The following is a 23,600-nucleotide window of genomic DNA, read 5'->3' as shown; positions in this document are numbered from 1 at the left end:
CAATCTCAGATCTTGTCGAAACTGCGCGCCGGTTCCTGCCTGTCGATCAGGTGGGAGGGGGCTGCAAATTGCAGCAGCTTGTTCTTGTTGGTGATCTTGATCGCGGAGGCCTGCACCGTGACGCCATGCGAGGCGAGCGTCGCGAAATTGCGCGACAGGTTTTCCGGCGTCATGCCGAGATAGGCAGCAAGCGTGCGTTTTTCATAAGGGATCATCACCACATCGGCGCCGTCGTTCAGAAGCGATTCCTTGACGATCCAGTTGGCGAGGCGCTGCACGCTGCTGCGCAGCTTCTGCGTCTTCAGTTCCTTGACCAGGCGGCGATAGGCGCGCGCGGTTTCAAAAACGATGGCGCGCATGAAGCCAACATCCTCGCTCATCAGGTCGCGCACCAGGCTGGAGGGCACCATCAGCACGCGGGTGGGCGTGAGCGTCTGCGCGGTTTGCAGGCACACATCGTCATTGAGCACGGCTGCGAGAATGAAGATATCGTCGGCGCGCAATATCTCCAGCGCGGTCTCGCCATCGTCCGATTTGGCCGACATCAGCACAAGCCCGTCGAGGATCGCGAACAGGAAGTCCGCAGGCTCGTCTTCCCGGATCAGGGTCGTGCGCGGCGGAAAAGACTGCACGAAGCTCGGACGCACCAGCCGCTCGAACGTGGCATCCGCCATGTCCGTGAAAAGCGGCAAATTTCTCAGCGCGTCGATTTCTTCTTTCCGCATCAATCCTCACTTTAGGGTCAAGTTATAGCCCGTTAACATAATTGATAAATGTCAATTAGGCAATATGCATTAATCAATACTTGCGCCTAACTTGGTCTATTATTTCCCTTAAATCGCGAGAAACTAGAATTCAACTTGAATAGTCCAGAGATATTGATCTTAATCAATGTATTCATCCAACAGTCGACGCATAAGTGCATACGAAACCTCCCAATGGTATTCAATTCGGAGTACGCCTATGCAACATGTCGCAGGGGAAAATCCCAGGGCGCAGACAACGGCGCTAGCGATGAGTACGACCGCTTTTACAGTTTGTTTCGCGGTCTGGACCATCTTCGCAATCATCGGCATTGAAATTCGGTCCGAGCTGGGCTTGAGCGAAACGCAGTTCGGCCTGCTGGTCGGCACGCCCATCCTGACCGGGTCGCTGATCCGCGTCATCCTCGGCATCTGGGCGGACCGTTATGGCGGCCGCGCCATCTTCACGCTCACAATGCTGGTTTCGGCGGTTGCCACCTGGTTGCTGACCTACGCCACCACCTATCCGCAGATGCTGGTTGCAGCGCTTGGCGTCGGCGTGGCTGGCGGGTCGTTCTCGGTCGGCGTCGCCTATGTGTCGCGCTGGTATCCGCCTGAAAAGCAGGGCGTCGCGCTCGGCATTTTCGGCGCGGGCAATGTCGGCTCGGCAGTGACGAAATTCTTCGCGCCGATGGTCATGGTCGCCTTCGGCTGGCACGCGGTTGCCGAAGTCTGGGCGGCTGCGATGGTCGTCATGGCGTTGATCTTCTATTTCACCACGAGCGACGACCCGGTTCTGGTCGAGCGCCGTCGCAAGGGTGAAAAGCCCGCCAGCACGCTGATGGAGCTGGAACCGCTGAAGAACGTGCAGGTCTGGCGTTTCTCGCTTTACTATTTCTTCGTGTTCGGCGCTTTCGTGGCTCTCGCGCTGTGGCTGCCGCAATATCTGATCCATGTCTACGGCGTCGATATTCGTCTCGCAGGCATCATCGCGGCGTTCTTCTCCGTCCCGGCCAGCTTGTTTCGCGCCTATGGCGGGCATCTTTCGGATGTCTATGGCGCGCGCCGGGTCATGTACTGGACCTTCGCCGTGTCGCTGGTCGCAACCTTCGTGCTGTCTTATCCGCCGACGGATTATGTCATCCAGAGCGATAACGGCCCGCTGGCCTTCCATGCCGAAATGGGCGTGATCGGCTTCACCGTCACCGTCTTCATCCTCGGCTTCTTCATGGCCTTGGGCAAGGCTGCGGTCTTCAAGCATATTCCGGTCTATTATCCGGGCAATGTCGGCTCGGTCGGCGGTCTGGTCGGCATGATCGGCGGTCTCGGCGGCTTCATCCTGCCGATCCTGTTCGGCGTGATCCTCGACCAGACGGGCCTGTGGACAAGCTGCTTCATGCTGCTCTTCGTCATCGTCGCGGTATCTTTCGTGTGGATGCATGTCTCGATCCGCCAGATGGAGCGCGCCGCGCAAGGCAAGGCTTTCGGCGAACTTCCGGCCTTTGCCGAATTGCAGGGGTTGAAGAAGGCTGAAATCAAGCCGGCAAAGGGCGATTCCGTCCTCACCGACTGGCGTCCGGACGACCCGGCTTTCTGGGAACAGAAGGGACGCAAGATCGCCAAGCGCAACCTGTGGCTTTCGATCCCCGCGCTTCTTTTGTCCTTCGCCATCTGGCAGGTCTGGTCCGTGGTGGTGGCTAAGCTGCCGCTGGTGGGCTACCAGTTCACGACCGACCAGCTTTTCTGGCTGGCAGCGCTCCCCGGCATTTCGGGCGCGACCTTCCGCATCTTCTATTCCTTCATGGTGCCGATCTTCGGCGGCCGCCTGTGGACGACGCTCACCACCTGGTCGCTGGTCATCCCGGCTATCGGTATCGGCTATGCGGTGCAGAACCCGGATACGCCTTACTTCATCTTCCTTCTGCTCGCGCTTTGCTGCGGCTTCGGTGGCGGCAACTTCGCCTCCTCCATGTCCAACATCTCGTTCTTCTTCCCCAAGCACGAGAAGGGCAATGCGGCAGCGCTCAATGCGGGCCTCGGCAATCTCGGCGTCAGCGTCGTGCAGTTCGTGGTGCCGCTGGTCATTACCGCCGGTATCTTCGGCAAGCTTGGCGGCGATCCGGCCATGGTCGCAACCGAAGCGGGCAGCGCACCGCTGTGGCTGCAAAATGCCGGGTTCGTCTTCGTACCGTTCATCGTCGTCACGGCTTTCGCCAACTGGTTCGGCATGAACGATATCGCATCGGCCAAGGCTTCGTTTGCCGATCAGGCCGTCATTTTCCGCCGCAGGCACAACTGGATCATGTGCTGGCTCTATACGGGAACCTTCGGTTCGTTCATCGGCTATTCGGCTGGCTTCCCGCTTCTGACCAACATCCTGTTCCCGCAAGTGAATGCGCTTCAATTCGCCTTCCTCGGGCCTTTGGTCGGCGCGCTGTCGCGGTCGGGTTCGGGCTGGCTGGCGGACAAGTATGGCGGCGGGCGCGTCACCATCTGGGCATTCGTGCTGATGATGGTGGGCGTGGCGGGCGTGCTCTACTTCGTCGGCATCAAGGATCAGCCGAATGCGTTCTGGGGCTTCTTCGCTTCCTTCGTGCTGCTGTTCTTCGCAACCGGTATCGGCAATGCCTCCACCTTCCAGATGATCCCGGCGATCATGTCGAAGGAAATGGTGCGGCTGATGCCCAATGCCACCCCGGAAGAACGCCGCCACGAAGCGGACAAGGAATCCGCGGCCATCACCGGCTTCACCTCGGCCATTGCTGCCTTCGGCGCCTTCTTCATCCCGAAGGGCTACGGCACCTCGATCAGCATGACCGGCGGGCCGGAAGCAGCATTGTGGGCCTTCCTGATCTTCTACGTGACATGCCTCGTCATCACCTGGGGCGTCTACACCCGAAAAGGCGGGCTGCTCTACGACGTGGAGCATCGCAGCAAGCCAGCAGCTGCTGCTGCCTAACGAACTAAAGTGAGGATAAAATCATGAGTCTACTCCTCGATCGCCTGAACTTTCTTGCCCGCAAGAATGTCGGCACCTTCTCGGAAGGCCATGGCGTCACCACCAACGAAAACCGTGACTGGGAAGACGCCTATCGCAAGCGCTGGCAGCACGACAAGATCGTGCGCTCCACCCATGGCGTGAACTGCACCGGCTCCTGCTCGTGGAAGGTCTATGTCAAGGGCGGCATCATCACCTGGGAAACCCAGCAGACGGACTATCCGCGCACCCGCGCCGATCTTCCGAACCACGAACCGCGCGGCTGTTCGCGCGGGGCGAGCTATAGCTGGTACGTCTATTCGGCCAACCGCGTGAAATATCCGCTGATCCGCTCGCGTCTCCTGAAACTGTGGCGCAAGGAACGTGTGCTGAAAACGCCGGTCGCTGCATGGGCCGCGATCCAGCAAGACCCCGCCAAGCGCGCCGACTATATGAAGGTGCGCGGCCTTGGCGGCTTCGTCCGCGCCACGTGGGAAGAAGTCAACGAGATCATCGCTGCCGCCAATGCCTATACGGCCAAGACCTATGGGCCTGACCGCGTGATCGGCTTCTCGCCGATCCCGGCCATGTCGATGGTGTCCTATGCGGCGGGCTCGCGTTACCTGTCGCTCTTGGGCGGCGTCTGCATGTCGTTCTACGACTGGTATTGCGACCTGCCGCCCGCATCGCCCATGACATGGGGCGAACAGACGGACGTGCCGGAATCGGCAGACTGGTACAATGCCGGTTTCCTGATGCTCTGGGGTTCCAACGTGCCGCAGACCCGCACGCCGGATGCGCATTTCTATACGGAAGTGCGCTACAAGGGCACGAAGTCGGTCGTGGTTTCGCCCGACTATTCGGAGGCCGCGAAGTTCTCCGACCTGTGGCTGCACCCGAAGCAAGGCACCGACGCGGCACTTGCCATGGCGCTTGGCCATGTGATCCTGCGCGAATATCACCTTGACCGGCAGGTTTCCTATTTCGAGGATTATTGCCGCAAATATACCGACTTCCCGATGCTGGTCATGCTCACGAAGAAGGACGGGCGCTACGTGCCGGATCGCTTCCTGCGCGCTTCCGACCTGAAGGGCGATCTTGGCGAGGCCAACAATCCCGACTGGAAGACCGTCGCCTATGATACGAAATCGGGCACCTATGTTGCGCCGCAAGGCTCCATCGGCTTCCGCTGGGGCAATGACGGCCAGTGGAACCTTGAAGAAAAGGACGGCCAGGGCAAGGACGTGGAACTTGCCAAGAGCTTCATTGAGGCGGGCGCGCACGATGCCGTCGCCGATGTGGCCTTCCCCTATTTCGGCAATCGCGAGCACGATTATTTCGAAGGCACCGACCATGACAGCGTGCTGGTGCGCAAGGTTCCGGCCCGCAAGCTGAAGCTGAAAAAGGGCGATGTGCTGGTCGCGACTGTGTTCGACCTGTTCGCCGCCAATTACGGCCTCGATCGCGGGCTTGGCGACGAGAACTCCGCCAAGTCCTATGACGAGGGCCTGCCATATACCCCGGCATGGGCGGAGAAGATCACGGGCGTCCCGCGCGACCAGATCATTGCGGTCGCACGCGAGTTTGCCACCAATGCCGAAAAGACCAATGGCCGTTCCATGGTCATTCTCGGTGCCGGTCTCAACCACTGGTACCACATGGACATGAACTATCGCGGTATCATCAACATGCTGGTGATGTGCGGCTGCATCGGCCAGTCGGGCGGCGGCTGGAGCCATTATGTGGGGCAGGAAAAGCTGCGTCCGCAAACCGGCTGGACGGCGCTCGCCTTCGCGCTGGACTGGAACCGCCCGCCGCGCCACATGAACTCCACCTCCTTCTTCTATGCGCATACCGACCAGTGGCGCTACGAAACCGTGAAGGTGCAGGACATTCTTTCGCCCACCGCGCCGGACGGCGCGTGGGACGGCACGATGATCGACTACAATATCCGGGCTGAGCGGATGGGCTGGCTGCCTTCCGCGCCGCAGCTCCAGACCAACCCGCTGGAGCTTGCCAAGCAAGCAGCCGCATCGGGCAAGGAGCCGAAGGACTTCATCGCGAATGCCTTGAAGAACGGCACCGTCACCATGTCCTGCGAGGACCCGGACCACGAGGCCAACTGGCCGCGCAACATGTTCGTCTGGCGCTCGAACCTGCTCGGCTCGTCGGGCAAGGGGCATGAATATTTCCTGAAGCATCTGCTTGGCACGTCCAACGGCCTGCTTGGCAAGGATCTGGGACAGGAAGGCGCGCAGGAAAGCCGCGAGGCCGTGTGGCACGACGAGGCCCCGGAAGGAAAGCTCGACCTTCTGGTCACGCTCGACTTCCGCATGTCCACGACCTGCGTCTATTCCGATATCGTTCTGCCGACTGCCACCTGGTACGAGAAGAACGACCTCAATACTTCCGACATGCATCCTTTCATCCATCCGCTGTCGAGCGCAGCCGACCCGGCTTGGGAAGCGCGCAGCGACTGGGAAATCTTCAAAGGCATCGCCAAGAAGTTCTCGGAAGTGGCGCCGGAAGTGCTGGGCGTCGAGAAGGATATCGTTCTTGTGCCGACCCTGCACGACACGGCGGGCGAACTGGCGCAGCCGAAGGACGTGCTGGACTGGAAGAAGGGCGAGGTCGAACCGATTCCCGGCAAGACCATGCCATCGGTCGTGGTTGTGGAGCGCGACTATCCGAACCTCTACAAGCGCTACACCTCCGTCGGGCCGCTTCTCGACAAGCTTGGCAATGGCGGCAAGGGCATCTCGTGGAACACCGAGCACGAGGTCGAGCTTCTCGGCAAGCTGAACGGCAAGGTTCATGAGCCGGGTGCAACCGAAGGGCGTCCGCGCATCTATACCGATGTCGACGCAACCGAGGTCATCCTGTCGCTTGCGCCGGAAACCAACGGCGAAGTGGCGGTGAAGGCATGGGAAGCGCTGTCGAAATTCACCGGACGCGACCACACCCATCTGGCTCTTCCCAAGGAAGACGAGAAGATCCGCTATCGCGATATCGTCGCGCAGCCGCGCAAGATCATCTCCTCGCCAACCTGGTCGGGGCTGGAATCCGAGCATGTCTGCTACAATGCAGGCTATACCAATGTGCATGAGCTGATCCCCTGGCGCACGCTGACCGGCCGTCAGCAGCTCTATCAGGATCATCTGTGGATGCGCGCCTTCGGCGAGGGCTTCTGCGTCTATCGCCCGCCGATCGACACCAAGACGGTCAACCCGGCAATCCGCGAAAAGGCGGACGGCCAGCCGCATCTGGTGCTGAACTTCATCACGCCGCACCAGAAATGGGGCATCCACTCCACCTATTCGGACAATCTGCTCATGCTGACGCTCAATCGCGGCGGGCCGGTTGTCTGGATTTCGGAGCCGGACGCGGCGAAGGCTGGCATTGTCGATAATGACTGGGTGGAAGTCTACAACGCCAACGGCGCCATCGTGGCCCGCGCGGTCGTCTCCCAGCGCATGAAGGATGGAACCATCTTCATGTATCACGCGCAGGAGAAGATCGTGAACACGCCCGGCTCGCCGCTCACCGGCCAGCGCGGCGGCATTCACAACTCCGTCACCCGCATCATCACCAAGCCGACGCATATGATCGGCGGCTACGCCCACCAGTCCTATGGTTTCAACTATTACGGAACGGTTGGCGCCAACCGCGACGAGTTCGTGGTCGTGCGCAAGCTCGACCATGTGGACTGGATGGAAGGGCCGCTTGAAGAAGGCAACCGCAACTCCGCCGTGAAGGAGGCAGCAGAATGAAAATCCGTGCGCAAATTGGAATGGTGCTTAATCTCGACAAGTGCATCGGCTGCCACACCTGCTCGGTGACGTGCAAGAACGTCTGGACCAACCGCGAAGGCGTGGAATATGCCTGGTTCAACAATGTCGAGACCAAGCCCGGCATCGGTTTCCCCAAGGATTGGGAAAACCAGAAGAAGTGGAACGGCGGCTGGGTCCGCAAGAAGAACGGCAAGATCGAGCCGAAGATGGGCGCGAAATGGCGCATCCTCGCCAAGATTTTCGCCAATCCCGACCTGCCGGAAATCGACGATTATTACGAGCCGTTCGACTTCGATTACGGCCATCTCCAGACGGCAGGCGAAAGCAAGACCATGCCGACCGCCCGCCCGCGCTCGCTGATTTCCGGCGAGCGGATGGAAAAGATCGAGTGGGGCCCGAACTGGGAAGAGATTCTCGGCGGCGAGTTCGCCAAGCGCTCGAAGGACTACAATTTCGAGGGCGTGGAGAAGGAAATCTACGGCCAGTTCGAAAACACCTTCATGATGTATCTGCCGCGCCTGTGCGAGCATTGCCTCAACCCGACCTGCGTTGCGGCCTGCCCGTCAGGGGCGATCTACAAGCGCGAGGATGACGGCATCGTCCTGATCGATCAGGAAAAGTGCCGTGGCTGGCGCATGTGCGTTTCCGGTTGCCCCTACAAGAAGATTTATTACAACTGGAGTTCGGGCAAGTCCGAGAAGTGCATCTTCTGCTATCCGCGCATCGAAGCCGGTCAGCCGACCGTCTGTTCGGAAACCTGCGTGGGCCGCATCCGTTATCTCGGCGTGATGCTCTATGATGCCGACCGCATTTCGGAAGCCGCGTCCACGGCCAATGAGCAGGATCTTTACGAAGAACAGCTCAATATCTTCCTTGATCCGAACGATCCTGCCGTGATCGAGCAGGCGCGCAAGGACGGCGTGCCGGAAGCATGGCTGGAAGCGGCAAAGCACTCGCCGGTCTACAAGATGGCGATGGACTGGAAGATCGCCTTCCCGCTGCATCCAGAATATCGCACCCTGCCGATGGTCTGGTATGTGCCGCCGCTCTCGCCGCTGCAATCGGCTGCCGCTGCTGGCAAGCTTGGCATGGACGGGCCGCTGCCGGATGTGCGCTCCATGCGCATCCCGGTCCGCTACCTCGCCAATCTGCTGACCGCAGGCAAGGAAGAGCCGGTCATCTCGGCGCTGGAACGCATGCTCGCCATGCGCGCCTATATGCGCGCCAAGACCGTCGATGGCGTCATCGACGAGGCGATTGCCGACCGTGTCGGCATGAGCGGCGCGATGATCGAGGAAATGTATCACATCATGGCGATCGCCAATTACGAAGACCGGTTCGTCATCCCGACGACGCATCGTGAAATCACCGAGGACGCCTATGACGTGCGCGGCTCCTGCGGCTTCACCTTCGGCAATGGCTGCTCGGGCGGCTCGTCGACGGAAGACCTGTTCGGCGCCAAGCGCCAGAAGGTGGTCCAGACGCCGACCGATATTTTCAGGGAGCAGGTGTAATGAACAAGACCCTGAAAATCATTTCGCTGCTTCTCTCCTATCCGAGCGCTGAGCTGCAATTGGGCGGAGAAGAACTGAAAGAAGCGCTGGCCGGGGAAAATCTTTCCCCCGGCATCCGCAGGCTTCTCGACAGCCTTGTCGACTATGTCTGCGACTGCGATCTCTATGAGGCGCAGGAGCGTTACGTGCATCTGTTCGACCGCACGCGGTCGCTGTCGCTGCATCTTTTCGAGCATGTGCATGGCGAAAGCCGCGACCGCGGACAGGCCATGGTCGATCTCATGAAGATGTACGACGACAACGGCTTTGTGGTGGATGCCAAGGAACTGCCGGACTATCTGCCGCTGTTCCTTGAATTCCTGTCGACGCGCTCAGCCGAAGAAATCCACGATCTTCTCACCCAGACCGGCCATATCACGGCGGCCATCGGCGAGCGCCTGCGCAAGCGGCAGTCGCCCTATGCCAATGCCTTCGCGACCTTGCTGCATGTCGCCAATGCCAAGCCGGACAAGAACCTCGTCGGAGAATTGCTTCGGCAGGAAGAAGACGACCCGAACGATCTCGCCGCGCTCGACCGCATCTGGGAAGAAGAAGCGGTGACGTTCGGCGGCAATGCGGGCGAAAACTCCTGCGGCCCGGACCGGTTGCGCATGCAGATGCGTGCGGCACAGCGCAAGCCCGACGCCCCGTCCAACCCTTCACATCTATAGGAGACGGAAAATGGCTTATCTCCATACGTTTCTTTTCGGCATCTATCCCTACATCGCATTGAGCGTGCTCGCGCTCGGCTCGATCTTCCGCTACGACCGCGAGCCTTACACATGGCGTTCGGGCTCAAGCCAGCTTTTGCGGCGCAGGCAGCTCATGTGGGGTTCGGTCCTGTTTCATCTTGGCGTGCTGTTCATCTTCGCCGGTCATTTCGTCGGCCTGCTGACGCCGATCTGGGTCTTCGACACGCTGGGCGTCAGCCACGAGGCAAAGCAGATTCTTGCCGTCGTCGCGGGCGGCATCGCCGGTGTGATGGCAATCATCGGCGCTTCCATGCTGGTGCATCGCCGCCTGTTCGATCCGCGCGTGCGCGCATCGTCAAGGCCGACCGACACGCTGATCATCATGCTGTTGTGGGTGCAGCTTCTGCTGGGCCTCGGCACCATTCCGGTCTCGCTGCAACATATCGATGGCGGTGAAATGGTGACATTCATGAACTGGGCGCAGGGCATCTTCACTTTCAACCCGGCTGCATCGAGCTACATCACCGATGCGTCGTTTGTCTTCAAGATGCACATCTTCCTTGGCCTGACGATCTTCCTGCTGTTCCCGTTCACGCGCCTTGTGCATATGCTGAGCGCGCCGGTGCGCTATATCTGGCGTCCGGGCTACCAGGTCGTGCGCGAACGCAACCATAGAGCGCCTGTGCGCGTCCCTGCGGAGTAAGGCTGATGGTGACGCTTTTCGACCGGAAACAACCCGCTGCCGGGCAGCACAATCACCCGACCGGCTACACCACCTATCAGGAGCCGGATACGCGGGTGCCGCCAAAGCCGCGTCCGGTTTTCGATGCGGTGTCCGTCAATGGCGTGGCGATCAACGAAACCGACATTCTGACGGAGGCGCAAAACCATCCGTCGGACAATCCGGGCGCGGCATTACTAGCCGCCGCCCGCGCGCTCGCGGTCCGCGAATTGCTTTTGCAGCGCGCAAGGGAAACGGGCATCGTCCCCGAGCGCGAGAAGGACGCCGAAGGACGCAGCGAAACCGACGAGGACGCGCTTGTCCGCATGGTGATCGAACGGGAAGTGGAGGTGCCTTCGGCAAGCCGCGAGGAAGCCTTGCGCTTCTACGAAAACAACCGCCACCGTTTCACCAGTGCGCCCATTCTGGAGGCGAGCCATATCTTGATCGCCGCCGACCCTGCCGACAGCCAGGCTCGCGAAAAGGCTCGCACGACCGCATCGCGCCTGGCTTCCGCGGTGATTGCCGATCCGGCCACTTTCGCCTCGGTCGCGCATGAATATTCGTCCTGTCCTTCAGGCGCGCAGGGCGGCAATCTGGGCCAACTCACGCGCGGCAGCACGGTGCCCGAATTTGAAAAGGCGCTGGAACGGATGACCCCCGGTGAAATCACCGCTGTCCCCATTGAAAGCCGCTTCGGTTTTCATATCGTGCGGCTTGACCGCCGCATCGAGGGCGAGGAACTGCCGTTCGACTATGTGGCCGATCGCATTGCCGGATGGCTGGAAGCCTCCACCTGGTCCAAGGCCGTGTCGCAATATATCGCGATCCTCGCAGCCGATGCCGACATTACCGGCATTGATCTCCTGTCGAACGAAGGAGCCGGGGCATGAGCCACGAACCGACCCTTGCGGCCATCCTCGCCGCAAAGGATGTGCCGGTGGACCAGCTTCTGGCGAGCGTGGCGCAGCAGGCAAGGCGGGCCGGCCTGCGCGTGGCGGGCTTTCTCCAGCATCGTGAAACCGGCGGCGAGGAATGCTGCCGCGATATCGAGATCGAGCATATCGGAACCGGCGTCACGCAGATTATTTCGCAGTCGCTCGGTTCGGGGTCTAGGGGATGCCGCCTCGATCCGGCGGCGCTTGCCGATGTGGCAGGCTCGCTTTTGGCCGAACTCGACGATGGCGCCGAGATGCTGATCCTCAACCGTTTCGGCAAGGGCGAGACGGAAGGGCACGGTTTCCGCTCCGTCATCGAAACGGCCTATGCGCGCCGGGTTCCCGTGCTGACCGTGGTGCGCGAGACCTATGTGGAGGGCTGGAACGACTTTGCCGGGGATTGCGGCGTTCTGCTGGCTCCGGACAGCAAGGCCGTGCTCGGATGGTGCGAGCGGGTGATGGAAGCGCGACGATTGCCGGAAGCCGTCTGACGGCGGCCCTCCTGCCGGGAATGTAGTTCTATAAATCGAGCTGGTCGCGGCGGTCTTCGGCAATCAGCTTGCGGATTTGATGAACGATCTGGTCGCCATGCGCCTTGCCAAGCAGGTCGGCGGTGTCGACGTCGCGCTCTTCGATGGCGCGGATCATGTCTTCATGCTCGGTGACGTAGCGCTCCGGCAGGCGGTCGGCAAAAGACTGGTAATAGAGGCGCAGCAGCCTGCGCCCTTCATCCAGAAGTCGCGAAAAGAAGGTGGTATAGAACGGGTTGCGGCCTGCTTCGGCAATGGCTGCATGAAAATCGCGGTTCGTCGCGATCATTTCCAGCGCGTTCTGTGAGCGAACGGCGCAGGCAAAAGCCTCCTGATGCGCCCGGATGGTCTCAAGGTCCTTGTCGGTCCGGTTGCGCGCGGCAAGCCGCGTCGTCACGCGATACATCAGCGTCACCGCGTCGAAGAAGGCGGGCAGGCTCAGGAAGTCGATATTGGAAACAACCGTCGAGCGGTTGGGAAGCGTGGTCACGAAGCCATCGCTTGCAAGCCGCACCAGCGCCTCGCGGATCGGCGTGCGCGACATGGAAAAGCGCTCTGCCAACTGATTTTCATCGATGGGACTGCCCGGCGCGAGCGAAAGATCGATGATCTCGTCGCGCAGCACGTCGTAAACCAGCTTGACGCCCGAACCCTTCTTCCGGTCGGCTGTCTGGCTTGCGTCGTCTTTGTCCATGATCTTTCTGTCCTCTTGCGGTGGGTGCGGCGCGGCATAACGGCATTCTAACAGCAGTTTAAGTCCCACCGGTCAAGCAATCCTAACACTACAGTTGCATTCCTCGTGATGACGGGCTGCAAAGAGCAATTTGTCTGCGTTCCGGTGCTCACGTACCTTTAAGTACGCTGCGCTCCGGTACTCGAAAATCACTCTTTTCGCCACGGCCGGACGAATTTGCAACTGCAGTGTTAACCCGAAACAAAATTTTGGTCGACAAGAAAAATACAAAGTGTATATTTGATTTCAATACAAGGTTTGGCAGACCGATTGTAGATCCAGCCCGCGTGAGAAACGCTCAAGGAAAAACGTCCAAGGAACGACGCTATGACCTCTAACATTTTCGCCGGTTGCATTCCGGCCCTCATGACCCCCTGCAAGCCCGACCGCACGCCGGATTTCGATGCGCTGGTCCGCAAGGGCAAGGAACTGATCGCGAAGGGCATGTCTGCGGTTGTCTATTGCGGTTCCATGGGCGACTGGCCGCTCCTCTCGGACGAGGACCGCATGGCAGGCGTCGAGGCGCTGGCCAAGGCTGGCGTGCCTGTCGTCGTCGGCACCGGCGCGGTCAACACGAAGATCGCCGCCGCCCATGCCGCTCACGCCCAGAAAGTCGGCGCCAAGGGCCTGATGGTCATCCCGCGCGTGCTTTCGCGCGGCTCGTCGATCACGGCGCAGAAGGCGCATTTCAAGGCGGTCCTGTCGGCTGCTCCAGATGTTCCGGCTGTCATCTACAACAGCCCCTATTACGGTTTCGCGACCCGCGCCGACCTGTTTTTCGCGCTGCGAGCCGAGCATCCGAACCTCATCGGCTTCAAGGAATTCGGCGGTGCGGAACCGATGCGCTATGCCGCTGAAAACATCACCAGCGCCGACGATGACGTGATCCTGATGGTTGGCGTCGATACCGGCGTTTTCCACGGCTTCGTCAATTGCGGCGCAGTCGGCGCGATCACCGGCATCGGCAATGTGCTGCCGAAGGAAGTGCAGCATCTGGTGGCGCTGTCCAAGGCGGCAGCGGCAGGCGATGTCGAGGCGCGCAAGCTGGCGCTGGAACTGGAAGCCGCGCTCAACGTCCTCTCGTCCTTCGATGAAGGCCCGGACCTCGTTCTCTTCTACAAGCACATGATGGTTCTGACCGGAAACCCGGAATATAAGCTGCATTTCAACGAGACGGACAAGCTTTCCGACAGCCAGCGCGGCTATTGCGAAGCGCAGCTCAAGCTGTTCCAGGACTGGTATGCCGGCTGGAACAGGCAGGGCGGTGCGGCTGCGAAATACGCCGCCTGAAACCTACACGGATACAGATAAAGAAAAGGCGCCGGGTTTCGGCGCCTTTTTGTTTGGTCAGGAAACTGCGTCCAGCCCTTTTTCCTTGAGCTTCTCCAGAAGCGCCATTTCGGCGGCGGTAAGCGTAATGCCTTTGGCGAGTGAATCGCGGCGGGCGGCAAAGCGGCGCTGCGAGGGCAGGCGCGCGCCCTGTCCGGCAATCGCTTCGATCAGCATCTCGCCGCGTTCCTGCGGGTTGCCGCGCCCGCCCGCCATGCGGGCCGGATCGAAGGCGATGATGAGTTCGCCATGGCGCGGCGCGAGCGTCGTCGTGCCGAGAAATTCGAGCGCTTCGGGGCTGGTGAAATCGCCGATCATCGCACCGGCCAGAAGTTCGATCATCGTGGAAATGGCCGATCCCTTGTGCCCGCCAAAGGGCAGCATCGCGCCCGCAAGGGCAGCTTCCGGATCGGTGGTCGGATTGCCATCGGCATCGATGGCCCAGCCTTCCGGCAATTGCTTGCCAGCGCGGCGGTAAAGCTCCAGTTCGCCGCGCGCGGCAACGCTGGTGGCAAAGTCGAACACGTAAGGGTAGTCGCCGGGGCGGGGCCAGCCGAAGGCGAAGGGATTGGTGCCGAGAAGCGGCTTGGTTCCGCCTGCGGGGGCGACGGTGGCATAGCTCGGGCACATGGCGATTGCTGCAAGACCCTGTTCGGCCAGCGCCTCGACTTCCGGCCACAGGGCGGCGAAATGGGTGCAATCATTGATGGCAAGCACGGCGACGCCAAGCTTGCGCGCCTTTTCAACGAGGGCAGGGGTGCCGCGCTCGAAGGCCAGATTGGCAAAACCGCCCTTGGCATCGACACGAACCACGGCGCTGTCATCCGTCGTGACGACCGGTTCGGCATCGGCGACGACCTTGCCGCTTTTCAGCGTGCGCAGGCAGCCCTCGATGCGATAGACACCATGGGATTTGCAGCCGTCGCGCTCGCCCGCCACAATGGTTCTGGCGATGGCTGCGGCATTATCGGCGCTGAAACCCGCCTTGTTCAGGATTTGCCCCACAAGCCCGGCAAGTTCTTCCGTCGAAATCGAAATGGTATCGCTCATTCTGTCGTTCCCTGGTTGTTCAAGGGCATGGTGCCTGATTTCATTTCTGAAATGCATACAAGATGCATGCAGGCTTGTCATGCCGGACGGCCGCGCCGGAGACTGCGGCAAAAGGGCATTCTATCCGATCCGGACGGGAAAACTCGGGTTCTTTGATCCTGATCAAAGTGGAGTGATCTAGCAGGGTTTAAATCTCTCGGCATGGCGCATCGAACGAAGACGGCGGATGCGCTGATTGACCGAGATGTCGGTGGAGAGAAGGACAGAATGCGTAAACCAGCAATCATACTTGCCGCAGCGGGCCTTGCCGCCCTTCTGGCGGCGCCTGCCTATGCGGAAAATATCGAAGTCCACATGCTCAACAAGGGCGCCGAGGGCGCCATGGTTTTCGAGCCTGCCTATATCAAGGCCAATCCCGGCGACACGATTACCTTCGTGCCGGTCGACAAGGGGCACAATGTCGAATCCATCAAGGATATGATCCCCGAAGGTGCGGAGAAATTCAAAAGCAAGATCAATGAGAATTACGTGCTGACGGTTACCACGCCCGGCGCATATCTGGTAAAGTGCACTCCGCATTATGCGATGGGCATGATCGCGCTGATCGCGGTGGGCGACAGCCCGGCCAATCTCGAACAGATCGTTTCGGCCAAAAAGCCGAAGGTCGTTCAGGAGCGGCTGGAAAAGGTTATCGCCAGCGCCAAATAAGATTATGCTCGAAATAGAAGAGGTTGGAGCGCCGATCTGATGCAATCAGATCGAAACGCGCTCTAACCGGAAACTCTCGATGAGCCGAACTTGAACCGGCTTCATGACGAGGACATCATGACCAGACAGCCAGGCCTGCAGGCAGTACCTGCTGCGATGCCATCCGATCAAAAAGGTATGCCGCGCGGACTGAAAATGACCGGTCCCGTCCTCCTCAGCTATGGCTTCCGCCCATTCTTTCTGGGCGGGGCCATATGGGCCGTTCTGGCCATGCTTTTGTGGATATTGTCGCTGACGCTTGGAATGCCGCTCGGCGGCTCCTATGGCGGGCTGAACTGGCACGCCCATGAAATGGTGTTCGGTTTTTCTTCCGCCGTTCTCGCAGGCTTTCTGCTGACGGCCATTCCGAACTGGACCGGAGGCTTGCCCGTGTCGGGAACGCCGCTCGCTATACTTGCCGGCGTATGGCTTGCCGGACGGCTCATCTTTCTGGAGCCTGACCTTATCGATGTGCGGTTCGCCGTCGCGGTCGAAAGCCTGTTTCTGCCGATGCTGCTTTTCATCTGCGCGCGCGAGATCATCGCCGGGCGCCAATGGAAGAACCTCAAGGTGCTGTCCGGCGTGGCGACGGTGATGGTTGCCAATCTCGTCTTTCATTATCTGATCCTGACCGACGGCGACGTGGCATTGGCCAACCGCATCGGGGTCAGTGCCTATGTGCTGCTGGTTATGGTGATCGGCGGGCGCATCGTGCCAAGCTTCACCCGCAATTGGCTGAACAAGATGGGAAAGACGCGTTTTCCAGTGCCGTTCAACCGTTATGACGCTTTCAGCATTCTCGTCGGCGTGGCTGCCTGCATCGGCTGGATCGCAGCGCCCGACCAGACGGTAACGGCGGTGCTGGCGTGGATTGCGGCGTTGTTTCATATTGTGCGGCTTTACCGCTGGCGGGGATGGTCTGTCGCGCGGGAAAAGCTCCTGCTTGTCCTTCACGTCGCCTATGCGTTCATCCCGCTCGGTTTCATCGCCATCGGCCTTTCGGCCATCGATCGCCTCAACCCTTATTCGGCCTTGCACGTGATTACGGTCGGCGCGATGGGCTGCATGATGCTGGCCGTCATGACGCGGGCGACGCGCGGCCATACCGGGCGCGAACTGGCGGCATCGCCCGTCACGCAGGCCGCATATGTCTGCCTCGTCGCGGCGGCGCTGATCCGGCCACTGGCCGAAGTCATGCCGAATTTCTTCCACACCATCCTCGCCGCATCGGCCTTGCTCTGGATGGGGGCTTTCGGGCTTTACGTTCTGGAATATGGCCCGATGCTTTTGCGGGAACGCCGCCAGCGCATGGCCAGCGCGTAACGCAACTCATTTCCACGCTCGATTACAAAGCAGTTCGTGGCCGCCCACGAACTGCTTTCTTGCGTTTTGACGGGTGAGTCGCGGCGCGGAAGCTGCAATTTGTGCCCTCCGGCACCGCCAAAACAGGGGTGTGAAAAGAAAAATCACACTCAATATCACATTTAAATCGTTATAATGTTATGGCCGTATTGTTATGGTTTTGAAACGGTGTTACCGGAATTGGTGCCTGGGAGGCTGGTCCTGAAAGGGTCGCCAAATCTCGGGCAGTGCGAGCGCAATGCGCCCGAACTTTGTTGTTTTTACGCATACGGCACCGGAACCGGGTTCCGCTTGCCGGAAATGCTCAAGGCTTTGCTTTTGGCAGGAGGTTGCCGCCGATGAACTTCGCCCCGCCCGTAACAGATATGCTGCAACTCGCCAACTGCATTCGCGCTCTCTCGATCGATGCCGTCGATGCCGCCAATTCCGGCCATCCGGGAATGCCGCTTGGCATGGCGGACGCCGCAGCCGTTCTGTTCTCGAAGCATCTGAAATTCGATGCTTCGGCACCCAACTGGGCGGACCGTGACCGTTTCGTGCTTTCCAACGGCCATGGCTCGATGCTGCTTTACAGCGCGCTTTATCTGGCAGGCTACAAGGACGTGTCCATCGACGAGCTGAAGAACTTCCGCCAATGGGGTTCCAAGACCGCCGGTCACCCGGAATATGGCCACACCGAAGGCGTCGAGCTGACCACCGGGCCGCTCGGTCAGGGGCTTGCAAGCTCGGTCGGCATGGCAATCGCCGAACGCGCGCTTGCCGACCAGTTCGGCAAGGATATTGTCGATCATCGCACCTATGTTTTCTGCGGCGATGGCTGCCTCATGGAAGGCGTGGGACAGGAAGCGATCTCGCTTGCCGGCCATCTTCGCCTCGGCAAGCTGATCGTGCTTTACGATGACAACGGCATCACCATCGACGGCAGCACGGAAATCGCCTTCACCGACGATATTCCGGCCAAGTTCAAGGCCTGCGGCTGGAATGTCGAAAAGGTCGACGGCCACGATCACGACGCCATTGATGCCGCGCTGACGCGCGCAAAGGCACAAGCAGACCGCCCGACACTGATCGCGCTCAAGACCGTCATCGGTTATGGCTCGCCCAACCGCGCCGGTACGAGCGGCGTTCATGGCGCGCCGCTCGGTGCCGCTGAAAATGCCGCCACCAAGGCCGCGCTCGGCTGGACGGCGGAAGCCTTTGAAATTCCTGCTCCCTTGCTCAATGCCTGGCGCGAAGCCGGTGCGCGCGGCGCGTCCGAACGCGAAGCCTGGCAGAAGCGCGTCGATACGCTGCCTGCAACCGAGCGCGCCGAATTCGACCGCCGTATTGCTGGCGTCCTGCCGGAAGGCTTTGCGGCGGTTGTCGCGGACGCCAAGCAGCGCCTTCTCGACAAGCCGCAGAATGTCGCGACCCGCAAGGCAAGCCAGATCGCGCTTGAAAGCCTGACGGCGGCGCTCCCGGAAATGATCGGCGGTTCGGCTGACCTTACCCACTCGAACCTCACCCGCGTTCCGGCTGTCGACAGCGATTTCACGCCGGAAAAGAGTGGCCGCTATGTCAGCTACGGCGTGCGTGAATTCGCAATGGGTGCGGCAATGAACGGCATTGCCGTCCATGGCGGTTTCATTCCTTACGGCGGCACCTTCATGGTGTTCTCCGATTATGCCCGCAACGCCATCCGCCTCTCGGCGCTGATGGGCGTGCGCGTCATCCATGTGCTGACGCATGACTCCATCGGCCTTGGTGAAGACGGCCCGACCCATCAGCCGGTCGAACATCTGGCCAGCCTGCGCGCCATGCCGAACCTGCATGTGTTCCGCCCGGCGGATACGATCGAAACGCTGGAATGCTGGGCTGTTGCGGTTTCCGATCCGCACACGCCTTCGGTGCTGGCCCTGTCGCGCCAGAATGTGCCGCAGCTTCGCACCGACAATGGCGAGAACCTTTCCGCACGCGGCGCCTATGTGCTGCGCGAGGCGAAGGGCGAGCGCCAGATCACATTGCTTGCCACGGGCACCGAAGTCTCGCTCGCTGTAAAGGCTGCCGAAAAGCTTGCCGAGGAAGGCATCCCAACCGCGGTCGTCTCCATGCCGAGCTGGGACCTGTTCGAAAAGCAGAGCAAGGAATACCGCAAGGGCGTTCTGGGCGATGCGCCGCGCATCGCCGTGGAAGCCGCAGGCAAGTTCGGCTGGACGCGTTATGTCGACAGCGAAGACGATGTTATCGGCATGAACGGCTTCGGCGCTTCGGCCCCTGCCGAAGTGCTCTATGAGAAATTCGGCATCACGGCAGAGGCGATTGTCGCCCGCGCAAAATTCTTGCTGGAGCAGGGTAAATGACGATGGCTGGCAATTTTTCTCCGCTGGTTCTGGTGGGCGATAGCGACCGCGTGGAAGCAGAAGCGGTCGGCGCCTATCTCGACAACTGGGCTGGCAAGGACGCTTTGCGCCTTGCGACCGCCGGTGCGATCAAGGCTATTCTGGCTGGCGCGACGCGGCTTGCCGGTCGCATCGCCCGTGGCTCGCTGCCCGGCGATCCGGGCAAGCTCGTCGGCGTCAACAGCGATCAGGACCAGCAGAAATGCATCGATGTCGGTTCGCACAACCTGTTCATCGAGCTGCTGATTGCGGCGGGCGCTGCCTCCGTTCTTTCGGAAGAAGCTGATCTTCCGGTCGCAGGCAAGGCCGATGGGCTGATTGCCGTCGCCATCGATCCGCTCGACGGTTCGGGCAATGTGGGCCTTGGCGCGCCGCTTGGCACGATCTTCTCGATCTTCCCCGCCGATGTGGAAGAGCCGTTTTTGCAGCCCGGCAACCGCCAGATTGCAGCGGGTTATGTGTCCTACGGCAATTCGGTCGATCTCGGCTTTTCGGTCGGCGAAGGCGTGATCGTCGCGACCTTCGATCCGGCAAGCGGGATTTTCCATATCACGCGCCGCAATGTGACGCTGCCGGAACGCACGTCCGATCTGGCGTTCAATGCGTCCGTTTATCGTCACCTGTCCCCCGGCATGAAGGCTTATGTGGACGATGCCTATAACGGCAAGGATGGTCCGCGCGGGCGCAATTTCAACATGCGCTGGCTTGGCGCGGCGGTGGGCGACATGCACCGCATCATGCAGCGCGGGGGCCTGTTCTTCTATGTGAATGACAGCCGCCCCGGTTACGAAAAGGGCCGCCTGCGGCTCGTCTACGAAGCCAATCCGATTGCCTTTCTCGCCCGTGAGGCGGGCGGGAAGGCAACCAATGGTGCAATGCCCATCCTCGATATCGTGCCGCAAACCTATCACGAGCGCAGCGCGCTGGTGTTCGGTGTGGCCGAAGAGGTGGATATCCTCGGCGAATATTTCGCGAAATAGTCTGATAGTGGGAATTCAAGGGAGTCTGGAAAATGGCGCGCATTACGCTGCGGCAATTGCTCGATCACGCCGCTGAAAAGGGTTACGGCGTACCGGCATTCAACATCAACAACATGGAACAGGCGCTGGCCATCATGGAAGCGGCGGATGCCGTCGATGCGCCGGTGATCCTGCAGGCTTCGCGCGGCGCGCGCGCCTATGCCAATGACATCATGCTCCGCCACATGATGGACGCGGTCACGGAAATCTATCCGCATATCCCGGTCTGCGTTCACCTCGACCATGGCAACGAAGCCGCCACCTGCATGACCGCCATTCAGGCAGGCTTCACCTCCGTCATGATGGACGGCTCGCTCAAGGCCGACGGCAAGACCCCCGCCGATTGGGACTATAACGTCTCGGTCACGCGTCAGGTCAGCGAGATGTCGCATCTGGGCGGCATTTCGGTGGAAGGCGAACTCGGCGTTCTGGGCTCGCTCGAAACCGGCATGGGCGATGCCGAAGACGGCCACGGTGCGGAAGGCGTGCTGTCGCACGACCAGCTTCTGACCGATCCGGACGAAGCCGTGAAGTTCGTGCGCGAAACCAAGGTCGATGCATTGGCAATCGCCATGGGCACCTCGCATGGCGCCTACAAGTTCAGCCGCAAGCCGGACGGTTCCGTGCTCGCCATGCATGTGATCGAGGAAATTCATCGCAAGCTGCCGAACACGCATCTTGTCATGCACGGCTCGTCTTCCGTGCCGGAAGAATTGCAGGAAATCATCAACAAATATGGCGGCCAGATGAAGCCGACCTGGGGGGTTCCGGTCGAGGAAATCCAGCGCGGCATCAAGCATGGTGTGCGCAAGATCAATATCGACACGGATAACCGCATGGCGCTGACCGGCCAGATCCGCCGCGTCCTGCAGGAAGACCCGAGCGAGTTCGATCCGCGCAAGTACCTCAAGCCTGCGATGGCTGCCATGACCAAGCTCTGCAAGGAGCGTTTCGAGCAGTTCGGCACCGCCGGCCATGCGGCTTCCATCCGCCCGATCCCGCTTTCCGACATGGCAAAGCGCTATCGCGATGGCTCGCTGGACCCGAAGTTCAGCTAAATCTTGCCGTTACGACAATAGAAAAGCGGAGGGGAAGTCCTCCGCTTTTTGCTTTTGAGGGGGGTGTTGATAATAGTTGATAATGGCCTTATCCTGCGATCACGCAACCAGTGGAGGCCAACCATGATTAGCGCAGACCTTGGCAAGCAGCTTGAAAGCTACGTCCAGGACCTTGTCGATACGGGGCGATACGGCTCGAAAAGCGAGGTTTTGCGAGAAGGCGTGCGTCTGGTTCAGGAGCGGGAAACCCGGCTTGCCGCGCTCGACGCCTCGATCATGCGCGGGATTGCCGACGCTGATGCGAACCGCACGTCCGGCTCGGAGGAAGTTTTCGGTGCCTTGCGTAAACGCTATCAGGCAATGCTGCCGGACACGACCGAATGAAGGTCCATTTCACGGACGAAGCGACGGATGACCTCCTGCGAATAGGCGACTATATCGCGAGGGACAATCCGCTGAGAGCTTTATCCTTTATTGATGAAATGGAACGGGAATGCTTGGCGCTTGCTGCCTCTCAAAAGGCTTTTCCCATAGTGCCCCGATATGAAAAGCAGGGCATTCGCCGAAAGATCCATGGCAATTATCTGATCTTTTACCGCGTGGATGCCGACCAGTTGGTTGTCGTCCATGTCCTGCACGGCGCAAGGGATTATGCCGCCATAATTCCTGAAAATTGAGGCGTTCAGTTCACACCGGCCCGAAAATCATTTTCGGGCCGGTGTGACAAATCCGGGTAATCAGGCCTTGTTGTACTTCGCGTCAACTTCGTTGATCGCGTTGACATTGCCAGCCGAACGGCCGTTTTCGTCAAAGGTCTGCGCGAGGAAGGCGTCGGCAATGGTCTTGGCCACTTCCGAACCGATGACGCGGGCGCCCATGGTGATGATCTGGGCATTGTTGGAAAGCGCTGCGCGCTCTGCCGAATAGGTGTCGTGCGTGAGTGCAGCGCGGATGCCCGGAACCTTGTTGGCGGCAATGCACACGCCGATGCCGGTGCCGCAAACGAGGATGGCGCGGTCATAGGTGCCGTCGAGAACGGCGGAAGCCACGCGGTCGGAAAGATTGGCGTAGAATGCATCCGCGCCAGCGTCCGTGCGCGAGATTTCCGAAACCTCGAAACGGTCCTTGAGATAGTCGGCGAGAACCTTGGCCAGACCTTCGCCGGCGCTGTCGCCTGCTACTGCTACTTTCATGATGTTACTCCTTAATTGGATGCGATTTTTCTGGCGCACTTGTCCAGAATGTCGAGATAGCCTTCCACGTTCCACGCCGAACGGCCGATGAACAGGCCGTCGATATGCGGGCAGGCAATGAGTTCCTCGCAATTGCCGGGATTGACCGAGCCGCCATAAAGGCAGGGCACGCGGCGTCCGAGCACGCTTTCAGCAACCGCGATGATTTCCGCCTGACGCGCATCGGCGTAATCGGCGGAAGCCGGGATGCCGTTCTCGCCAATGGCCCAGACCGGCTCATAGGCGAACAGGATTTCAGCCTTCTTCTGGTCGTCGGAAAGCTTGGAAAGGGCGCCGCGCACTTCTTCTTCCAGCACTTGCGCCGCACGTCCGCTTTCGCGGTCTTCCAGCGTTTCGCCGATGCAGATAAGCGGGATCAGGCCGTGGCGCACAGCGGCTTCGACCTTGAGGCCAACCGTTTCATTGGTTTCGCCGAAATGCTCGCGGCGCTCCGAGTGACCAAGCTCAACAATGTCGAGATTGCAGTCTTTCAGCATCAGCGGCGAAATTTCGCCGGTCCATGCGCCCCGATCGGCCCAGTGCATGTTCTGCGCGCCGACCTTGACCGAAGTGCCGGACAGGATTTCCTTCACTTCGCGAACGGCGGTGAACGGTGGAATGACAAAGCGCTGGATATCGGCGGAACGCCCGCCATCGGCAGCTTTCAGCGCTTCCGCGAAGACGCGGGCCTCGGCCAGCGTCTTGTTCATTTTCCAACTCGTTCCAACCCAGAATTTGGTCATGCGT

Annotated in this window: 20 protein-coding genes; 15 read left to right on the top strand and 5 right to left on the bottom strand. The window is 60.3% G+C overall.

The features are described from left to right. Positions 1-5 precede the first annotated feature (5 nt). Positions 6-725, bottom strand: coding sequence for a cyclic nucleotide-binding domain-containing protein (locus AC0TOF_RS11135; RefSeq protein WP_473768278.1), 720 nt, complete (start codon positions 723-725; stop codon positions 6-8). A gap of 238 nt (positions 726-963) precedes the next feature. Here AC0TOF_RS11135 and AC0TOF_RS11130 point away from each other — a divergent pair, with 238 nt between their 5' ends. The 7 genes from AC0TOF_RS11130 to AC0TOF_RS11100 are packed head-to-tail and all read left to right on the top strand — an operon-like array spanning position 964 to position 11,906. After that, positions 964-3,702, top strand: a complete 2,739-nt coding sequence (locus AC0TOF_RS11130; protein ID WP_473768277.1) for a nitrate/nitrite transporter — start codon at positions 964-966, stop codon at positions 3,700-3,702. Between the two features lie 23 nt (positions 3,703-3,725). Continuing rightward, a complete protein-coding gene (locus AC0TOF_RS11125) occupies positions 3,726-7,490 on the top strand; it encodes a nitrate reductase subunit alpha (protein ID WP_473768276.1) in 3,765 nt (1,254 codons plus the stop codon). Next, a complete protein-coding gene (gene narH / locus AC0TOF_RS11120) occupies positions 7,487-9,025 on the top strand; it encodes a nitrate reductase subunit beta (protein WP_473768275.1) in 1,539 nt (512 codons plus the stop codon). The genes AC0TOF_RS11125 and narH overlap by 4 nt, the downstream gene beginning before the upstream one ends. After that, entirely contained in the window at positions 9,025-9,735 is a 711-nt protein-coding gene (gene narJ, locus AC0TOF_RS11115) for a nitrate reductase molybdenum cofactor assembly chaperone (RefSeq protein ID WP_473768274.1), read from the top strand. Before narH ends, narJ begins: the two co-directional genes overlap by 1 nt. A gap of 10 nt (positions 9,736-9,745) precedes the next feature. Then, positions 9,746-10,459, top strand: a complete 714-nt coding sequence (gene narI, locus AC0TOF_RS11110; RefSeq protein WP_473768273.1) for a respiratory nitrate reductase subunit gamma — start codon at positions 9,746-9,748, stop codon at positions 10,457-10,459. Between the two features lie 5 nt (positions 10,460-10,464). Then, entirely contained in the window at positions 10,465-11,370 is a 906-nt protein-coding gene (locus AC0TOF_RS11105; RefSeq protein ID WP_473768272.1) for a peptidylprolyl isomerase, read from the top strand. Then, entirely contained in the window at positions 11,367-11,906 is a 540-nt protein-coding gene (locus tag AC0TOF_RS11100; protein ID WP_473768271.1) for a DUF2478 domain-containing protein, read from the top strand. The genes AC0TOF_RS11105 and AC0TOF_RS11100 overlap by 4 nt, the downstream gene beginning before the upstream one ends. 28 nt (positions 11,907-11,934) lie before the next feature. Here AC0TOF_RS11100 and AC0TOF_RS11095 read toward each other — a convergent pair whose 3' ends face one another. Beyond that, on the bottom strand, positions 11,935-12,639 hold the full coding sequence (locus AC0TOF_RS11095) for a GntR family transcriptional regulator (protein WP_473768270.1): 705 nt from the start codon (positions 12,637-12,639) through the stop codon (positions 11,935-11,937). 366 nt (positions 12,640-13,005) lie between these two features. On the opposite strand from AC0TOF_RS11095, the gene AC0TOF_RS11090 reads away from it, so the two are divergent. Then, positions 13,006-13,968, top strand: coding sequence for a dihydrodipicolinate synthase family protein (locus AC0TOF_RS11090; RefSeq protein WP_473768269.1), 963 nt, complete (start codon positions 13,006-13,008; stop codon positions 13,966-13,968). 57 nt (positions 13,969-14,025) lie between these two features. Here AC0TOF_RS11090 and AC0TOF_RS11085 read toward each other — a convergent pair whose 3' ends face one another. Further along, positions 14,026-15,057, bottom strand: coding sequence for an Ldh family oxidoreductase (locus AC0TOF_RS11085; protein WP_473768268.1), 1,032 nt, complete (start codon positions 15,055-15,057; stop codon positions 14,026-14,028). Positions 15,058-15,324: 267 nt separating this feature from the next. Here AC0TOF_RS11085 and AC0TOF_RS11080 point away from each other — a divergent pair, with 267 nt between their 5' ends. The 7 genes from AC0TOF_RS11080 to AC0TOF_RS11050 all read left to right on the top strand — a co-directional run bounded on the left by AC0TOF_RS11080 (position 15,325) and on the right by AC0TOF_RS11050 (position 22,298). After that, on the top strand, positions 15,325-15,765 hold the full coding sequence (locus tag AC0TOF_RS11080; RefSeq protein WP_473768267.1) for a pseudoazurin: 441 nt from the start codon (positions 15,325-15,327) through the stop codon (positions 15,763-15,765). 117 nt (positions 15,766-15,882) lie between these two features. Further along, positions 15,883-17,127, top strand: coding sequence for an NnrS family protein (locus AC0TOF_RS11075; RefSeq protein ID WP_473768266.1), 1,245 nt, complete (start codon positions 15,883-15,885; stop codon positions 17,125-17,127). 377 nt (positions 17,128-17,504) lie between these two features. Beyond that, positions 17,505-19,505 (top strand): transketolase, encoded by a 2,001-nt coding sequence (gene tkt / locus AC0TOF_RS11070; RefSeq protein WP_473768265.1) that lies wholly within the window; start codon positions 17,505-17,507, stop codon positions 19,503-19,505. Then, positions 19,502-20,524 carry a class 1 fructose-bisphosphatase gene (locus AC0TOF_RS11065; protein WP_473768264.1) on the top strand — a complete coding sequence of 341 codons (1,023 nt, stop codon included), beginning with the start codon at positions 19,502-19,504 and terminating at the stop codon, positions 20,522-20,524. The genes tkt and AC0TOF_RS11065 overlap by 4 nt, the downstream gene beginning before the upstream one ends. Positions 20,525-20,556: 32 nt before the next feature. Next, positions 20,557-21,621, top strand: coding sequence for a class II fructose-bisphosphate aldolase (gene fba / locus AC0TOF_RS11060; RefSeq protein ID WP_006472452.1), 1,065 nt, complete (start codon positions 20,557-20,559; stop codon positions 21,619-21,621). Between the two features lie 123 nt (positions 21,622-21,744). Beyond that, positions 21,745-22,005, top strand: a complete 261-nt coding sequence (locus AC0TOF_RS11055) for a type II toxin-antitoxin system ParD family antitoxin (protein ID WP_122001167.1) — start codon at positions 21,745-21,747, stop codon at positions 22,003-22,005. After that, complete coding sequence (locus AC0TOF_RS11050) at positions 22,002-22,298, top strand: type II toxin-antitoxin system RelE/ParE family toxin (protein ID WP_473768263.1); 297 nt, start codon at positions 22,002-22,004, stop codon at positions 22,296-22,298. The genes AC0TOF_RS11055 and AC0TOF_RS11050 overlap by 4 nt, the downstream gene beginning before the upstream one ends. Positions 22,299-22,358: 60 nt before the next feature. Here the strand turns inward: AC0TOF_RS11050 and derI are convergent, their stop codons facing one another. Both derI and AC0TOF_RS11040 read right to left on the bottom strand, forming a co-directional pair. Then, entirely contained in the window at positions 22,359-22,814 is a 456-nt protein-coding gene (derI, locus tag AC0TOF_RS11045; RefSeq protein WP_176023832.1) for a D-erythrulose-4-phosphate isomerase, read from the bottom strand. Between the two features lie 11 nt (positions 22,815-22,825). Further along, positions 22,826-23,596 (bottom strand): triose-phosphate isomerase, encoded by a 771-nt coding sequence (locus AC0TOF_RS11040; protein WP_473768262.1) that lies wholly within the window; start codon positions 23,594-23,596, stop codon positions 22,826-22,828. Positions 23,597-23,600: the final 4 nt, after the last annotated feature.

Source organism: Ochrobactrum sp. PL_is501, assembly GCF_055816895.1.
The sequence above is the reverse complement of the archived record's forward strand: the minus strand, read 5'-3'. Positions and strand labels throughout refer to the sequence as shown.

Bases quoted from the DNA above. Each gene is read 5' to 3' on its own strand.
- AC0TOF_RS11135 (WP_473768278.1), bottom strand. From the start codon at position 725: ATGCGGAAAGAAGAAATCGACGCGCTGAGAAATTTGCCGCTTTTCACG.
- AC0TOF_RS11130 (WP_473768277.1), top strand. From the start codon at position 964: ATGCAACATGTCGCAGGGGAAAATCCCAGGGCGCAGACAACGGCGCTA.
- AC0TOF_RS11125 (WP_473768276.1), top strand. From the start codon at position 3,726: ATGAGTCTACTCCTCGATCGCCTGAACTTTCTTGCCCGCAAGAATGTC.
- narH (WP_473768275.1), top strand. From the start codon at position 7,487: ATGAAAATCCGTGCGCAAATTGGAATGGTGCTTAATCTCGACAAGTGC.
- narJ (WP_473768274.1), top strand. From the start codon at position 9,025: ATGAACAAGACCCTGAAAATCATTTCGCTGCTTCTCTCCTATCCGAGC.
- narI (WP_473768273.1), top strand. From the start codon at position 9,746: ATGGCTTATCTCCATACGTTTCTTTTCGGCATCTATCCCTACATCGCA.
- AC0TOF_RS11105 (WP_473768272.1), top strand. From the start codon at position 10,465: ATGGTGACGCTTTTCGACCGGAAACAACCCGCTGCCGGGCAGCACAAT.
- AC0TOF_RS11100 (WP_473768271.1), top strand. From the start codon at position 11,367: ATGAGCCACGAACCGACCCTTGCGGCCATCCTCGCCGCAAAGGATGTG.
- AC0TOF_RS11095 (WP_473768270.1), bottom strand. From the start codon at position 12,639: ATGGACAAAGACGACGCAAGCCAGACAGCCGACCGGAAGAAGGGTTCG.
- AC0TOF_RS11090 (WP_473768269.1), top strand. From the start codon at position 13,006: ATGACCTCTAACATTTTCGCCGGTTGCATTCCGGCCCTCATGACCCCC.
- AC0TOF_RS11085 (WP_473768268.1), bottom strand. From the start codon at position 15,057: ATGAGCGATACCATTTCGATTTCGACGGAAGAACTTGCCGGGCTTGTG.
- AC0TOF_RS11080 (WP_473768267.1), top strand. From the start codon at position 15,325: ATGCGTAAACCAGCAATCATACTTGCCGCAGCGGGCCTTGCCGCCCTT.
- AC0TOF_RS11075 (WP_473768266.1), top strand. From the start codon at position 15,883: ATGACCAGACAGCCAGGCCTGCAGGCAGTACCTGCTGCGATGCCATCC.
- tkt (WP_473768265.1), top strand. From the start codon at position 17,505: ATGAACTTCGCCCCGCCCGTAACAGATATGCTGCAACTCGCCAACTGC.
- AC0TOF_RS11065 (WP_473768264.1), top strand. From the start codon at position 19,502: ATGACGATGGCTGGCAATTTTTCTCCGCTGGTTCTGGTGGGCGATAGC.
- fba (WP_006472452.1), top strand. From the start codon at position 20,557: ATGGCGCGCATTACGCTGCGGCAATTGCTCGATCACGCCGCTGAAAAG.
- AC0TOF_RS11055 (WP_122001167.1), top strand. From the start codon at position 21,745: ATGATTAGCGCAGACCTTGGCAAGCAGCTTGAAAGCTACGTCCAGGAC.
- AC0TOF_RS11050 (WP_473768263.1), top strand. From the start codon at position 22,002: ATGAAGGTCCATTTCACGGACGAAGCGACGGATGACCTCCTGCGAATA.
- derI (WP_176023832.1), bottom strand. From the start codon at position 22,814: ATGAAAGTAGCAGTAGCAGGCGACAGCGCCGGCGAAGGTCTGGCCAAG.
- AC0TOF_RS11040 (WP_473768262.1), bottom strand. From the start codon at position 23,596: ATGACCAAATTCTGGGTTGGAACGAGTTGGAAAATGAACAAGACGCTG.